At 64.8% G+C, this 15,216-nt stretch carries 11 protein-coding genes and 1 pseudogene; 2 read left to right on the top strand and 10 right to left on the bottom strand.

Annotated elements, in window-relative coordinates:
• Nucleotides 1–26 precede the first annotated feature (26 nt).
• Nucleotides 27–1,286: an acyl-CoA dehydrogenase family protein gene (locus tag ACP7EY_RS18625; protein ID WP_426196240.1), complete on the top strand. Its 1,260-nt coding sequence runs from the start codon at nucleotides 27–29 to the stop codon at nucleotides 1,284–1,286.
• A gap of 177 nt (nucleotides 1,287–1,463) precedes the next feature.
• On the opposite strand, the pseudogene ACP7EY_RS18620 reads toward ACP7EY_RS18625, so the two are convergent.
• A pseudogene (locus ACP7EY_RS18620) lies at nucleotides 1,464–1,655 on the bottom strand (hypothetical protein); the annotation flags it as partial.
• A gap of 154 nt (nucleotides 1,656–1,809) precedes the next feature.
• Here ACP7EY_RS18620 and ACP7EY_RS18615 point away from each other — a divergent pair.
• On the top strand, nucleotides 1,810–2,433 hold the full coding sequence (locus ACP7EY_RS18615) for a PEP-CTERM sorting domain-containing protein (protein ID WP_426196238.1): 624 nt from the start codon (nucleotides 1,810–1,812) through the stop codon (nucleotides 2,431–2,433).
• Between the two features lie 27 nt (nucleotides 2,434–2,460).
• Here ACP7EY_RS18615 and ACP7EY_RS18610 read toward each other — a convergent pair whose 3' ends face one another.
• From ACP7EY_RS18610 to ACP7EY_RS18570, 9 genes are all read right to left on the bottom strand, one after another.
• Nucleotides 2,461–4,539, bottom strand: coding sequence for a putative bifunctional diguanylate cyclase/phosphodiesterase (locus ACP7EY_RS18610; protein WP_426196236.1), 2,079 nt, complete (start codon nucleotides 4,537–4,539; stop codon nucleotides 2,461–2,463).
• Nucleotides 4,536–7,631 carry a response regulator gene (locus ACP7EY_RS18605; RefSeq protein WP_426196234.1) on the bottom strand — a complete coding sequence of 1,032 codons (3,096 nt, stop codon included), beginning with the start codon at nucleotides 7,629–7,631 and terminating at the stop codon, nucleotides 4,536–4,538. The genes ACP7EY_RS18610 and ACP7EY_RS18605 overlap by 4 nt, the downstream gene beginning before the upstream one ends.
• A 476-nt stretch (nucleotides 7,632–8,107) precedes the next feature.
• Nucleotides 8,108–8,668, bottom strand: a complete 561-nt coding sequence (locus ACP7EY_RS18600) for a hypothetical protein (RefSeq protein ID WP_426196232.1) — start codon at nucleotides 8,666–8,668, stop codon at nucleotides 8,108–8,110.
• A gap of 76 nt (nucleotides 8,669–8,744) precedes the next feature.
• Nucleotides 8,745–9,230: a MaoC family dehydratase gene (locus ACP7EY_RS18595; RefSeq protein ID WP_426196230.1), complete on the bottom strand. Its 486-nt coding sequence runs from the start codon at nucleotides 9,228–9,230 to the stop codon at nucleotides 8,745–8,747.
• A complete protein-coding gene (locus tag ACP7EY_RS18590) occupies nucleotides 9,223–9,693 on the bottom strand; it encodes a MaoC family dehydratase (RefSeq protein ID WP_426196229.1) in 471 nt (156 codons plus the stop codon). Before ACP7EY_RS18590 ends, ACP7EY_RS18595 begins: the two co-directional genes overlap by 8 nt.
• Complete coding sequence (locus tag ACP7EY_RS18585; RefSeq protein WP_426196227.1) at nucleotides 9,690–10,838, bottom strand: acyl-CoA dehydrogenase family protein; 1,149 nt, start codon at nucleotides 10,836–10,838, stop codon at nucleotides 9,690–9,692. Before ACP7EY_RS18585 ends, ACP7EY_RS18590 begins: the two co-directional genes overlap by 4 nt.
• 20 nt (nucleotides 10,839–10,858) lie before the next feature.
• Entirely contained in the window at nucleotides 10,859–12,046 is a 1,188-nt protein-coding gene (locus ACP7EY_RS18580) for an acyl-CoA dehydrogenase family protein (RefSeq protein WP_426196225.1), read from the bottom strand.
• 100 nt (nucleotides 12,047–12,146) lie between these two features.
• Entirely contained in the window at nucleotides 12,147–14,387 is a 2,241-nt protein-coding gene (locus ACP7EY_RS18575; RefSeq protein WP_426196342.1) for a carboxy terminal-processing peptidase, read from the bottom strand.
• 224 nt (nucleotides 14,388–14,611) lie between these two features.
• Nucleotides 14,612–15,160, bottom strand: a complete 549-nt coding sequence (locus ACP7EY_RS18570; protein ID WP_426196223.1) for a thymidine kinase — start codon at nucleotides 15,158–15,160, stop codon at nucleotides 14,612–14,614.
• Between the last annotated feature and the right edge of the window lie 56 nt (nucleotides 15,161–15,216).

Below are 15,216 nucleotides of genomic sequence, written 5' to 3'. Positions count from 1 at the left end.
TTCACCCCATAACGACAAGAGACCCCATGAACTTCGACTACTCCGACCGCTGCCAGGAACTGCGCAGCCGCCTGCTCGCCTTCATGGACGAGCACATCTACCCGAATGAAAAAGCGTTCAAGCAGGAAGTCGACCGCAATGGCGTCGAGCACGGCAACCGCTGGATTCCCACCGAACTGATCGAGCGCCTCAAACCGCTGGCGCGCGAGCAGGGCCTGTGGAACCTGTTCCTGCCGAAATCGGCGCGCGCGCCCGAGGGCCTGTCTAACCTGGACTACGCGCCCCTGTGCGAAATCATGGGCCGGGTGGTGTGGGCGCCGGAAGTGTTCAATTGCGCCGCGCCCGACACGGGCAACATGGAAACCATCGAGCGCTACGGCAGCGAAGATCACAAGACGCGCTGGCTCGAGCCCCTGCTGCGGGGCGAGATCCGCTCCGCTTTTGCCATGACGGAGCCGAACGTGGCCTCGTCCGACGCGACCAATATCGAAACGCGCATCGTGCGCGACGGCGACGACTACCTGATCAACGGCCACAAGTGGTGGATCTCCGGCGCGGGCGACCCGCGCTGCAAGATCTACATCGTCATGGGCAAGACCGATCCCGGCGCCGCCCGCCACCAGCAGCAATCGATGATCCTGGTGCCGGCCGACACCCCCGGCATCACGGTGGTGCGTCCGCTGCCCGTGTTCGGCTACGACGACGCCCCCCACGGCCATTGCGAAATCCTGTTCGAGAACGTGCGCGTGCCCGCCGCCAACCTGCTGCTGGGCGAAGGACGGGGCTTTGAAATCGCCCAGGGCCGGCTGGGACCGGGCCGCATCCACCACTGCATGCGCGCCCTCGGCGTGGCCGAACGGGCCCTCGAGCTGATGTGCAAGCGCCTCAATACGCGCGTCGCCTTCGGCAAGAAGGTGTCGGAGCAAGGGGTCTGGCGCGAGCGCATCGCCGACTGCCGCATCAAGATCGACACGGCGCGCCTGTTGACGCTAAAAACGGCCTCGCTGATGGACACGGTCGGCAACAAGCACGCGCAGGCGGAAATCGCCATGATCAAGGTGCTCGCGCCCAACGTGGCGCAGGAAGTGCTGGACATGGCGATCCAGGCGCACGGCGCGGCCGGCGTCTCGGACGACTTTCCGCTGGCCTCGCAGTGGGCCGGCAACCGCACCTTGCGGCTGGCCGACGGCCCCGACGAGGTGCACCGCAACGCCATCGCCAGGCTCGAACTGGCCAAGTGGACCGCGCTGGGCGAGGACCTGAGCCTGCCCGTCACCCGCAGTTAAGCGCGTCCGCTGGTGTTCATGCGGCCCCCGCCGCCAGCCGCCAGCCCACTGCCGTCTCCGTGAGCAGGTAGAGGGGGCGCCATGTATAGTTGTCGGCGCCGGCCAGCACGGCGGTATTGGTGCCCAGTTTGCCCGCCAGCTTGAGCGTGCACGGTGGCGGCGCCGCGCACTGCGGGTGTTCCCGTTGGCGTTGATCGACTGCCCGGCGCGGTAGACGCGCCCGCTTTTCAGGCGCGCCAGCAGTTCGTCAGCGGGCGGGTCGACCCGCGCCACTTCGTCGGCCGCGTCAAACACGCCCTCGGGTACAGTCTCGCCCACACGGATGCCGGTGAGGCCGCCGAGGACATCGTTGAGGCTCTCCAGGTGCTCCGGCGCAGGCGGGACGCCAATTATTTCCTGTCGGAATTCTTTACATTGAAATTCGGAAATTAATGTTTTCCAAGGCAAGCATTTGATTCTAATGAGAAATTATTTTAGGCATGGAAATTGCTCTTATACCGTTCTACACAATGGGAGTAATACGATGATCACTTTCTTGAAACACACTTGCGCCGTTGCCGCACTGTCCCTCGCCACCGTGACCTGCGCATCCGCAACGCCTGTGTTAACAGTCCAAAACGGCAAGCTCATGGGCGCCACCAATGTACTGGTCAACAATGTATCGTATGACGTCCTGTTCAAGGATGGCTCGTTCAACTCGCTGTTCCCCACCGGCTTTGCCGGCACCCCGTGGGCCACCAGCACCTTTGGGGTGGCGGCATCGGATGCCTTGTCGCTGCAGGTATTCACGGGCGCGTATGACAGCACAAGCGCGTTGACGAATGGCTGCACCAGTACTTCTTACTGCGATATTTTTACGACCTTTATCACAACGTCCTCTGTAGTGGATGGCTTTGACGTTAGCTATTTCCGCAATAATTCCGGCACCGCGACCGACACGGTGCATGCGCTGTCCAATTGGACCAAGTCGATTGATTTGAGCACTTATTCAGCCACGACCTATGCCGTGTGGTCGCTCCACGATACCAGTAACGATCTTCCCGAGCCGGCAACCCCCGTGCTGTTCGGCCTGGGCCTGGCGGCGCTGGCGATCTGGCGTCGCCGCGCTTCCAGCGAAGGCAAGCGCGCAGACATGATTGCAGTTTGATCGAAAACAGACGGTGCTGCAGGCGCTTCAGGGCGCCATGGCCAGCGCCGCCTCGAACGCGGCGACGGGCAGCGGGCAGCCGAACAGGTACCCTTGGAAGTCGCTGCAGCCGATGGCCAGCAGGATGCGGCGCTGTTCTTCCGTCTCGACCCCTTCGGCGATCACCGCCATCTTCATGTTGGCCGCCATCGCGATGATGGTGCGCACGATCGCCTTGTCGCTGTCGTTGGTGGCCAGGTCGCGCACGAACGAGCGGTCGATCTTGATCTGGTCGAGCGGCAGGCGCTTCAGGTATTGCAGGCAGGAATAGCCGGCACCGAAATCGTCGAGCGAGAAACCCACCCCCAGCGCCTTGATCTCGGCAATGATGGCGACGACTTCGTCGACTTTCTTCAGCAACAGGCTCTCGGTAATTTCCAGCTTGAGCAGCGCCGGATCGATGCCGTGGCGCTGCACTGCGGCGCGCACCTGCAGGGCGAAGTCGGGCTGGCGGAACTGGCGCGCACTGACGTTGACCGCCAGCACCAGCGTGCATGTGCGGGCGTCGCCCTGCCACGCCCGGATGCGCGCGCAAGCCTGCTCGAGCACCCAGTGGCCGATCGGCAGGATCAAGCCCGATTCTTCGGCCAGGGGGATGAACTGGTCCGGGCCGACCATGCCGTCCTCCGGATGGTGCCAGCGGATCAGCGCTTCGGCGCCGCGCGGCCGGCCGTGCTGGTCGACCTGCAACTGGTAATGCAATTCGAATTCGTGGCGCTCGATCGCCTCGTAGAGCTGGCTTTCCATCTTCAGCTTTTCATGGGCGCCCAGGTCCATCGCCGGCGAAAAGAAGCGGAAGGCATTGCCGCCATCGGATTTGGCGAAATACATCGAGGTGTCGGCGTTTTTCATCAAATCGTCGATGGTCAGCGCATTGTCCGGGTACAGCGCGATACCGATGCTGGCCGACAAGCGCAGCGTGTGCGCGCCGATCACGAAGGGCTGGCTGAGGCGGTGGTTGAGCTTTTTCGCCACCGCGATCGCGTCCGACAGGATCTCGGCGCCGCGCAGGATCACCACGAACTCATCGCCGCCCAGCCGCGCCACCACGTCGTAGTCGCGGATGCACGATTTCAGCCGCGCGGCCACCTCGATGAGCAGCTCGTCGCCGACCGGGTGGCCGAGGGTGTCGTTGACGTTCTTGAAGCGGTCCAGGTCGAGAAACATCACCGCCAGCTGCTCGCCCATGCGGCGGGCAATCAGGATCGACTGGTCGAGGTAGATCTGCAGGTGCAGCCGGTTCGGCAGGCCCGTGAGCACATCGTGGTGGGCCAGGTGGGCGATGCGCCGCTCCGACTCCTTGTACTCGCTGATGTCGACCGAATTGGTCAAAAAATACTCGATCTCGCCATTGCGGTCGCGCACCACGGAGACGGTCATGAACTTCGGATGGACGCTGCCATCCTTCCGGGTCTGCCACAGCTCGCCCTGCCAGTAACCGTCCGCATTGATGGTGTCCCACATCAGGCGGAAATGCTCCCTGGTATTGCGACTCGATGCCAGCAGCCGGGGATTCCTGCCCAGCACTTCCGCCTTGCTGTAGCCGGTCAGCTTGATGAAGGCAGCATTCACGTCGACGATGTCGTTATTTGCGTCCGTCACCATGATGGCTTCGCCGCTGAAATCGAAGACATGACCGGCCAGGCGCAGCTTGTCACGCTCCTCGCTGCGCTGGATCAGGTTGCGGGCACGGATAATCAGGGTGTCGCGGAAAATCGGCTTGACCAGGTAATCGTCGGCGCCCAGGTCGAGCCCCGTGGTCTGGAATTGTTCGGACGCGTCGGCGCTGACCAGGATCACCGGGATGTCGCACAGGTGGGGCGCCGCGCGCATGCGCCGCAACATGTCGATGCCGCTCATGCCCGGCATCCTGACGTCAACGATCAGCAGCTTCGGGCATTCGGCGCCACCGTCGAGCAGCGCCATGGCGGAGACGCCGCTGGTGGCCGTTTTCAGGCGAAAGTCGGCCTTCAGGGCGGCAATCATCACGTGCAGGTTGGCCGGCAAATCGTCGACCAGCAAAATCAGTGGCTTGTCGCGCTGCATCTCTTGAATAGCGTTTATCATTTTGTGCCACATTCGGCTTGTACCAGCTTCAGGGTCGCCATCGCCTCCGGGTGCGCGAAGTTGTCACAGAAATTGTGCAAGTCGCGCAGCAGTGCGGCATACGGCAGGTCCAGGTGGGAAAATTGTTGTAGGGAATCCATCAACGCATCGGGGATCACTTCCTGGCTGGCAATGAACGGGGCCAGCACTTGCAATAGCTCTTTCAGCGACCGGCTGGCCGGGGCGGTCGCTGGCACCGTGTCGTCCGCGCGGCAATCGGCCAGTTGCTCGCGCATGCGCGCCTGCGTCTCGGCCAGCGATGCCTCGAACGACGCTTGCGAGCGCAGCGGCGCCGTCGTATGCAGTTCGGCCAGCAGGCAACGGCACGCTTCGCTGAGCGCATCGGCGCCCAGGTTGCCGGCGACGCCCTTGACTGCATGGACCAGTTCGATCGCATGCGCGCGGCTGCCGGCCGCCAGCAGCGTGTGCAGACGGTCGATCAGCTCATGGTGACTATCGAGAAAGCCCTGCAGCAGGCGCCGCTGCAAGAGGCGGTCGCCATCGAGGCGTTGCAGGCCCCGCACCAGATCGAGCACCATGGGCGTCACGGCGCGGTGATCGTCGGGTGCGGGCGCCGTGTAGGCGCGCAATACCCGGACGATGTCGTCCGGCTCGACCGGCTTGGCGATGAAATCGATCATGCCCATTGCCGTGCAGCGCTCGCGGTCCTCGCTCATCACGGCGGCGGTCATGGCAACGATATTGAGTGCTTTCCCGCCCGGCAATGCGCGGATCTGCCGGGTCGCCTCGATGCCATTCATGACGGGCATGTGCAGGTCCATCAGCACCAGGTCGTAGTGTTGCTGGCGCAGCAGTTCGACCGCTTCCCCGCCGTGCGAGGCGATGGTCAGGGTGGCGCCCCGCTTGCGGATGATGCTGGCGGCCACTTCCTGGTTCAGTTCATTGTCTTCGACCAGCAGCACGCGCACACCGTCGAAGCGCTGGAGGGCCGGTTCGGCATGCGCCTGCTGGCTGACCTTGCCGTGCAACAGGGCATCGAACAACAGCGACGGGATGATTGGCTTGGTCAGCACGCCGGCGATGCAGGCCGCTTCCGGCTGTTGCAGCAGCGCCGGCTTGTTGTAGGCCGTGATCATCCAGATCGGCAAGGGGCTGCCCGCGCCGCTGGCCTTTTCCCGTTCGCGCAGTTCGGCCGCCACCGCCAGGCCGCTCATGCCGGGCATGTGCCAGTCGAGCATCATCGAATAGAAGGGCAGCCCGGTGCGGTTCGCTTCGGCCAGCAGTGCCAGCGCTGCCGGCCCGCTGTCCGCTTCCACCACCTGCATGCCCCAGGCCTTGAGCAACAGCGCCAGGATGTGGCGCGAATTGGACTGGTCATCGACCACCAGCACCCGCTTGCCGCGCATTTGCTGCAACTGGCGCCCCATGTGGCTGACCTCGCGCAGGTCGGGCGGGGCGAGCCCGGCTTCGATGGTGAAGCCGATATCGGTGCCCTGCCCCGGCGTGCTGTCGAGCATGATGGTGCCGCCCAGCAGCTCGACGAGCTTCTTGACGATGGCCAGCCCCAGCCCGCTGCCGCCGAACTTGCGCGTGGTACTCGAATCGGCCTGCGAGAACGGTTGAAACAGCAGGCCGATCTGCTCGGGCGCGATGCCGACCCCCGTGTCGCGCACGTTAAAGCGCAAGGTCAGCGCCGGCCCGCTCTGGCGCACCACCTGCACGCCGATATGGATATCGCCGTGGTCGGTGAACTTGATGGCGTTGCCGACCAGGTTGTTGAGAATCTGCACGAGGCGGAACGGGTCGCCCATCACCGTGGCCGGGGTGGCCGGATCGATCTCGAGACGCAACTTCAAACCCTTGTCCTCCGCCTGCAGCCCCAGCAGTTCAGCCACTTCCAGCAGCACCGCCTCGACCCGCATGGGAATGCGTTCGATGGCCAGCCGTCCCGCTTCGATGCGGGAAAAATCGAGGATGTCGTTGATGATGCGCACCAGCGCGCGGCCCGAGCGGTGCACCTTGTCGAGCTGTTCGCGCTGCTCCGGCCGCAGGTCCGACTCCATGACGATGCGGGTCAGGCCCAGGATGGCGTTCATCGGGGTGCGGATCTCGTGGCTCATATTGGCCAGGAACTGCGATTTGGCGATCAGGGCGGCCTGCGCCGTTTCCTCGGCCTGCTTGCGGGCGCTGATGTCGGTGCCGATCAGGAGGTAGCCGATGATGGTGTTGTGGGCGTCGCGCAGCGCGGTGACCGACACCACCGCGGGAAAGCGGCTGCCGTCGCGGCGGATATAGGTCAGCTCGTAGATATCCTCGATCCCGCGCGAGGCCTTGAACACGAGCGCCTCGAAGCCGGGGGTGATGGCGGTGCCCAGCTCCTCGCTCAAGGCCCTGGCGCGCGCCACCACTTCGAGGGGGTCGGAGATATCGGCCGGCGTGACCTTGTTCATCACCTCGCTGGCGGCGTAGCCGAGCATGCGCTCGGCGCCCACGTTGAAAATCTGGATCACGCCCTTGGCGTCGGTGGCGATGCTGGAGAAATTGGCGCTGTTGAAGATCGCGCTTTGCAGGGCGCCGGCTTTGAGCAAGGCCTCTTCGGCCTGCTTGCGGGCGGTGTTGTCGGTGCCGATCAACAGGTAGCCGATGATGGTGTTGTGGGCGTCGCGCAGCGCGGTGACCGACACCACGGCGGGGAAGCGGCTGCCGTCGCGGCGGATGTAGGTCAGCTCGTAGATATCCTCGATGCCGCGCGAGGCCTTGAACACCAGTGCGTCGAAGCCGGGGGTGATGGCCGTGCCCAGCTCTTCGCTCAGGGCGATTGCGCGCGCGACCAGCTCGAGCGGATCGGAGATGTCGGCCGGGGTGATCTTGTTCATCACGTCGCCGGCCGCGTAGCCCAGCATGCGCTCGGCGCCCACGTTGAAAATCTGGATCACGCCCTTGGCGTCGGTGGCGATGCTGGAGAAATTGGCGCTGTTAAAAATCGCATTCTGCAAGGCGGCGCCCTTCAACAGCGCTTCCTGGCCTTCCAGATTGCCGGCCGTTTCCGGGTTGCTCAGGGCGTCGCCGAGCGAGGGGGAATGTCGTTGCATGGGATGTCTTTGCGGTCGTATGGGGCGCGCGCCTGGGGGCACGCTGCATCAATCGCGGTCGACGGGGGCGGGGTCGGAGGGGCGGCTGGCGGAGATATGGCGGGGAGGATCGGCAAGGGCTGCGTGGCGCAGCGCAGGGCGGCAAGCGCCCTCAGCGCCGTGCGCGCGATTGCCTGGACCGGTAGCGGCGAGCGAGCGCGGACGCGCTAGCGGTGGATGGCGCGGCGATGGAGTGGCCGGGAAAGTCGAGGTGGTACATGAAAGCCCGGACGACGGATAAATGCGAAATTCATCGTACCCGCTTTAACTAAAACTTGTCACAACAATCGATACTACTGGTAAATAAAAGGCAGGCAAGCTGGACAAAGCGACAGTTAGATGGCTAACAGGCAATTTATCAATCCGTTCCCGACGAAGGCCGCGGACCCGCGCCGGCCTTGTGCTGGATTTCTGCGTGCTCCCCGCCGGTCTTTTGTTTACTTCTCGGCCGCGTCGAGAAAGAAGATGGCATAGGCCTTGGCGGGCACCGTCTCGGTGGGCTTGTGCACCTGCACCTGGGCGCAGTCTTCGGCGGCCAGGCTGCGCCAGTTGGCGATGCCGGCGTTGGCGAAAAACGCCGTCGCTTTCGAGCCCAGGCTCAGGTCGAGCGCGATGCGCGCGTTGCGCGCCCCCGTCTTGGCGTAGTTCACACCCAGCAGGTCGAAACCGAACTGCGCCAGCCATGGCTCCCACAAACCCGACTCGGTGCCGCTGACGATGCGCGCGAACATCTCGTGCAGGGCCAGGCCCTTCTTCACGCCCACCCGCAACACTTGCAGAGACGGCGCCTCGCGCGCGTCGACGCTGCGCTTGGCGGCGCCCCGTTCGGCGATCGCCTTGAGCTCCTTCGAAAACGCGGCGTCGCGCTCGGTGTAGTCGCGCATGCGGCCGTACAGATCGGCGTCAAGAAAGGGATTCGGTGGCCGACCGGCCGGTACGTCGGTGGCGGGCTTGACGGGCTTGGCGGACTTGACGGCAGGGGTTTTTTTATTGGTCATGATGAGAAATACAGTAAAGCCGAAGGCGTGGGGCGACAGTGTAGCACTGTGCCCCCGCCAAAGCCGCCCGTGGCGTCTAATAACGCCGCATCAGCATCTCGGCCACGCACACCGGCTTGGCGCTGGCGTCGCATTCGATGACGACCTGCCAGGTCAGCTGCTCGCCGCCATCAAACGCATCGACCGCCAGCAGCGTGATGCGGGCGCGCACGCGGCTGTCGACCGGCACCGGGGCGGGAAAGCGCACCTTGTTCAAGCCATAATTGAGTACCAGTTTGGCGCCCACCAGGCGGATGGCGTTTTCAAACAGCGCCGGGATCATCGACAGCGTCAGAAAGCCGTGCGCCACCGGCGCCCCGAACGGCGACTCGATCTTGCAGCGCGCGGCGTCCGTATGAATCCACTGGTGGTCCTCGGTGGCGTCGGCGAAGGTGTCGATCCGCGCCTGCGGCATGGCGTGCCAGGCCGATACCCCCACCTCGGTGCCGATCAGGGAAAACAAGCCGGCCGCGCGTGCCTCGCCCTCGGCGCCGGCAAGCGTGCGTACGTCGATATCACGCATGGACAACCTCCCCGGGACGGCGGCGGAACATGCCCATCCCTTCGATGGTGCAGACCGGGACGCCGTGCTGGTTGGTGGCCACCCATTTCGACCAGACCACGCCGCGGTCGGCTTTCGATTCGGACGGGCGGCAGGTGACGGTTTCGTAACGCACGCTCAAGGTGTCGCCGGCGCGCACGGGCGCCAGCCAGCGCACCGCGTCCAGACCGGGCGAACCCATGCTCGACGACGCCGCCATCAGGCCGTCCACCACCAGCCGCATCATCATGCTGCAGGTGTGCCAGCCGCTGGCGATGACGCCGCCGTAGATCGATTGCGCCGCCGCCTGCGGGTCGACGTGGAAGGGCTGCGGATCGAAGCGGGTGGCGAAGTCGATGATCTCTTCTTCGCTCACGTGGCACTGCCCCAGTTCGATCACCTGGCCGGGAAAAAAATCCTCGAAATACCAGCTCGTCGTGCTCATGCCGGGGTCTCCGCGCCCGCAAAGCCGGGCTGCGCCATGAACCGGCGCAGGTGGTGATCGCTGTCGCCAAAACTCAGTTCAATCGTGCACAGGCGCTTGAAATGGTGGGCGGCGGGCAGCTCGTTGGTCACGCCCATGCCGCCGTGCAGCTGGACCGCCTGCTGGCCGATGAAGCGGGCCGCCTGGCCGATCCGGTACTTGGCCGCCGAGACGGCGCCGCGGCGCTCGTCGGGGTCGGCCGCGTCGGCCTTGACGGCCGCCAGCAGCGCCATCGAGCGGGCTTGTTCGAGGTGGATGAACATGTCGGCCATACGGTGCTGCAGGGCCTGGAATTTGCCGATCGGCGCGCCGAACTGGGTGCGCGTTTTCAGGTAGTCGAGCGTGGCGTCGAACAGCGCTTCCATGGCGCCCAGCGCCTCCGCGCACAGCAGCGCCGCGCCGTAGTCGGCGCAGGCGTCGAGAATATCCCAGCCGGCGCCGGCCGGGCCGATCAGGGCGCTGGCAGGCACGCTGACGTGATCGAACACGATGTCGGCCGCGCGCTGGCCGTCCAGGCTGCGGTAGCCGGTGACGCTGACGCCGGCGGCATCGACCGGCACCACGAACAGCGAAATGCCGGCCTGCTCGCGCTGGCCGCCGCTGCTGCGCGCCGAGACGATGACGCTGTCTGCCTCGGCGCCGTGGACGACGACGCTCTTGCGGCCATCGATGATGAAGCCGGCGGCGTCGGCGCGCGCCGTGACGGCGATGTCGGCCAGCGCGTGGCGCGACTGCCGCTCGTGCAGCGCGCACGCGAGTTTGAGTTCGCCCGCGGCGACCTGTTCGAGCAGCGCCGGATGGGCGCCGCCCAGCTTGAGAAACTGCGCGCCCAGCACGGTGGCGAAATACGGCTCGACCACCAGGCCGCGGCCCAGCTCCTTCATGACCACGTACAGGTCGATGGCGCTGCCGCTGAAACCGCCCTGCGCCTCCGGCACCGGCAAGGCCGTCATGCCCAGCTCCACCAGCGTGCGCCATGCCTCGTCCGACACCCCGGCCTCGGAGCCGATGATGCGCTTGCGCGCGTCAAAGGTGTAGTCCTTGTCGATCCAGCGGCGCAGGGCATCGGCGAACTGCAGCTGCTCTTCCTTGAAATTGAAATCCATGTCGTCTCCTTTGTCGGCGCTTACAGGCCCAGGATCATCTGCGAGATGATATTGCGTTGAATTTCGTTCGAACCGCCGTAAATCGAGGTCTTGCGGAAGTTGAAGTAGTAGCCCGCCAGCGGCGCGGCGTCGTCGTCGCCGCCAATCGCCTGCTCGCTCCCGGACTCGAGGAAGACCGGGTCGAACGGCAGCGCCATGGGACCGGCCGCCTCCACCATCAGTTCCGTCAGGCGCTGCTGGATCTCGGTGCCGCGCACCTTCAGCACGGACGCCTCGGCGCCCGGCGCCCTGGCCTGCGCCAGCACCCGCAGCACCGTCATTTCCAGCGCCATCAGTTCGATTTCCAGCGCGGCCACCTTGGCGCCGAACAGGGGCTCACGCAGCAGCGGCACGCCGTCGACCTGCCGGGTGGCGGCGTAGCGCTTCAAGAAGGCCAGCTCGCGCTTGGAGCGGCCGACGGCGGCAATGCCCGTGCGCTCGTGGCCCAGCAGGTACTTGGCGTAGGTCCAGCCCTTGTTTTCCTGGCCCACCAGGTTGGCCACCGGCACCCGTACATTGTCGAACCAGACCTCGTTGACTTCATGGTCTTCGTCGAGCATTTCGATGGGGCGCACGGTGATGCCGGGCGACTTCATGTCGATCAGCAGGAAGGAGATGCCCTCCTGCTTGCGCACGCCCGTGTCGGTGCGCACCAGGCAAAAGATCATGTCGGCATGCTGGGCCAGGGTGGTCCAGGTTTTCTGGCCATTGACGATGTAATGGTCGCCGTCGCGCACGGCGGTGGTTTTCAGCGAGGCCAGGTCGGAGCCGGCGCCCGGCTCCGAGTAGCCCTGGCACCACCAGTGTTCGCACGACAGGATACGGGGTAAATAATAGGCTTTTTGTTCGGCGCTGGCGAAAGCCATGATGACGGGGGCGACCATGTTGACGCCGAACGGCAGGATCGGCGGCGTGCCGGCGCGCGCGCATTCTTCTTCCCACAGGTGACGCTGGACGGGGCTCCAGCCGGTGCCGCCGTATTCGACGGGCCAGCCGGGCGCGACCCAGCCCTGCCTGGCCAGGATCTGGTGCCAGCGCACGTAGTCAGCGCGCTGCAGGCGCTTGTGCTGGTTGACCTTGTGTTTCAGATCGGCCGGCAGGTGCTCGGCCAGGAAGGCGCGCACCTGGCCGCGGAAGGCCAGGTCGTCGTCGCTGTAGTGCAGATCCATGCTGTCTCCTCGATGTGGGTCGCCGTAAAAAAGCACGACCGTTCACAAGGATTGTACCCGAAATAAACCGGGCAACAAGGGCGCGATGCAGCGCCGCGGTTTAGTTCCCCACCGCCTTCACGGGCGCGCGGTACGGCATGGTGCGCGAGGCGAGGCGGGTGTCGAGCTTGAGCATGGCCGCTTCGTCGGCCAGCACGTGCGCCGCTTCCTGCAGCAGCACGTCCTTGGCGTTCTTGGCCGCCTTTTCCGCCGCCAGTTCCGCTGCCAGGTTGCGTTCGTCCGCCATCAGGCCGTCGTCCTGGCGGCGCGAGCCCTTCAGTGCCGACGCCTTGACGCGCTTGACGGCGGTTGCCACCTTGGTGCGCGCCTCGCTGCCATCGACCACGGCGCCGTCTTCGAGTTCGGCCAGGCGCGCGTCGCGCAGCTTGGTGCGGGCGTCCTGGGTGTCGCGCTCCTTGCGGCGCACCGTTTCATTGAGCGACAAGACGTTGTCCTTGCGGATCTTGCGGAACTCCGTGAGGTCTTCCTGCAGGTACTGGAAGTCCTTGTCCTTGGCGATGCGGGCTTCGTGGCGCTTCTGCAGGGGCGCGACGATTTCCTTCAGGTCGCCCGAGGCGGTGTAGGTCGCCGGCTTGATGGTGGTGTATGGCAGCGCATTGTCGTAGGTCGACTCGCCAAACGCATCGGCGTCGGCGGTCACGGGGAACTTGATGTCCGGGGTCACGCCGCGCAACTGGGTGGTGCCGCCATTGATGCGGAAAAACTGCGCGATCGTCATTTTCAGCTCGCCGAAGTGCACCTTGTCGTTCGGCGCATAGCGGTCGAGATTGACGATGGTCTGCACGGTGCCCTTGCCGAAGCTGGGCTCGCCGATGATCAGGCCGCGGCCGTAGTCCTGGATGGCGGCCGCAAAAATTTCCGACGCCGACGCCGAACCGCGGTTGATCAGCACGCCCACGGGGCCGTCCCAGGCCATGCCGGGCACCATGTCGGACTCGACTTCGACCTTGTCCGTGGTTTTCTGCATCACCACGGGGCCCTTGTCGATGAACAGGCCGGTCAGCTCGACCGCTTCGGTGAGCGAGCCGCCGCCGTTATTACGCAGGTCGATCAGGACGTTGTCGACCTTCTCTTTTTTCAGTTCGCCCAGGATGCGGGCGACGTCGCGGGTGGCGCTTTTATAGTCTTTGTCGCCACGGCGGCGGCCGTCGAAGTCCTGGTAGAAGGTGGGCAGCGCGATGACGCCGATGCGCCGCTTGATGCCGGCTTCCTTGACCTCGATGATGGACTTCTTGGCCGACTGCTCTTCCATGCTGATTTTTTTACGCACCAGCGACACCGCCATGTGCTTGCCGTCGGTGCCGGCGTCCGCCGGCAGCACGTCCAGTCGCACCACGGAATCCTTGGCGCCGCGCACCAGGGTGACGACATCGTCGATGCGCCAGCCCAGCACGTCGGTGAAGGGGGCGCTGTCGCCCTGGGCGACGCCGACGATGCGGTCGCCCACTTTGAGCTTGCCCGACAGGGCGACGGGGCTGCCCGGCACGATTTCGCGGATGACGGTGTACTCGTCGCGCGTTTGCAGGACGGCGCCGATGCCTTCGAGCGAGAGGCGCATGGCGATGTCAAAATTTTCCGCCGAGCGGGGACCGAGGTAATTGGTGTGCGGCTCGATGGCGGTGGCGTAGGCGTTCATGAACATCGAAAAGACGTCGTCGTTGTTGAGCTTCTTCACGCGCGACAGGTAGTTATCGTAGCGCTTGTCGAGCGTCTCGCGGATCGCCTTGTCGTCCTTGCCCGCCAGTTTCAGGCGCAGCCAGTCGTTCTTGACGCGGCGGCGCCACAGGTCGCGCGCCTCTTCCTCGGTTTTCGGCCAGGCCGCTTTTTCGCGGTCGAGCTGGAGCGATTCGTCGGCGCTGAATTCGAACTTGCCCTTGAGCAGTTCGCGCGCATAGCCCATGCGCTGGGCGAAGCGCTGCTGGTAGACGTTGTAGACGGCAAACGGCAGGCTCAGATTTTCATTCTGGATCGCGTCGTCGAGCTTGCTACGGCCGATATCGAACTGGTCGATGTCGGCCTGCACGAAATACAGCTTTTCGCTGTCGAGACTTTTGAAGTAGCGGTCGAAGATTTTCTCCGACATGGTGTCGTCGAGCGGCACCGCCTTGTAGTGGTAGCGGGCGAGGATTTTCGACGCCCACAGGGCCGCCTGGGCCTGGGCCGGCTCGGGCTTGAGCTGCACGAGGGCGCCGCGGTCGGCCGCTGGCTGCTGGGCCACGGCGGCGATGGTGTGGGCGGACATGGCGACGGCCATGACGGCGATGAACATCTGCTTCTTCATGCGTGGACTCTCCGTGCGTTGTTCGAGGGTGCTGCCGTTACGGGCGGTGCGCTGCAATTGCATGTTGTGCGCGATCGAATCGATTCTAACAGGAGTGCGCGAGCAATCAGGGCGACACGGCATTCCCGTTAAGGCCAGCTTAAGCGTTGCGCGCCGGGCGTCACGCAGTTTTACACGCTGAAACACGCGCGCGTGATGGCGCTCAACACGATAATTATGCGAAGTTACGCATAAAAGCAGCGCCCGCAGGCCTGGCGGTAGCGCTCATTGCCGCCAATGCTGACCTGTTCGCCGTCACGAATGCGGCGGCCCGCCTCGTCGACGCGCACATTCATCGTGGCCTTCTTGCCGCAGGTGCAGATATTTTTGAGCTCTTCGATGTCGTCGGCCAGCGCCAGCAGGTAGGCCGAGCCGGCGAACGGGTCGCCGCGGAAATCGCTGCGCAAGCCGTAGCAGATGACGGGCACGCCGCGCACCTGGGCCAGCTGGTGCAACTGCTGCACCTGCACGGTGGTGAGGAACTGCGCCTCGTCGATGAGCACGCAGGCGACCTTGGGCACGCTGGCGAGAAAATCGGTGGCGGCGTCGAAGGTATCGACATCGCGCTGGGGGCCCAGCCGCGAGGTGACCTTGCCGCTGCCGTAGCGGTTGTCGATGGCGGCCGTGTAGAGCTTGACGTGCTGGCCCTGCTCTTCGTAATTGTGGGCCACCTGCAGCAGCGCCGTCGACTTACCGGCGTTCATCGCCGAATACCTGAAGTAAAGTTTTGCCACAGCCGCACCTGAATCGTTGGAAGCGGCGATTATACAGAGGTGACGGCGCCCGCTGC

This window comes from Massilia sp. DWR3-1-1 (assembly GCF_049898325.1).
In the GTDB taxonomy this organism is placed as follows: Bacteria; Pseudomonadota; Gammaproteobacteria; order Burkholderiales; family Burkholderiaceae_D; genus JAFCUW01.
The sequence above is the reverse complement of the archived record's forward strand: the minus strand, read 5'-3'. Positions and strand labels throughout refer to the sequence as shown.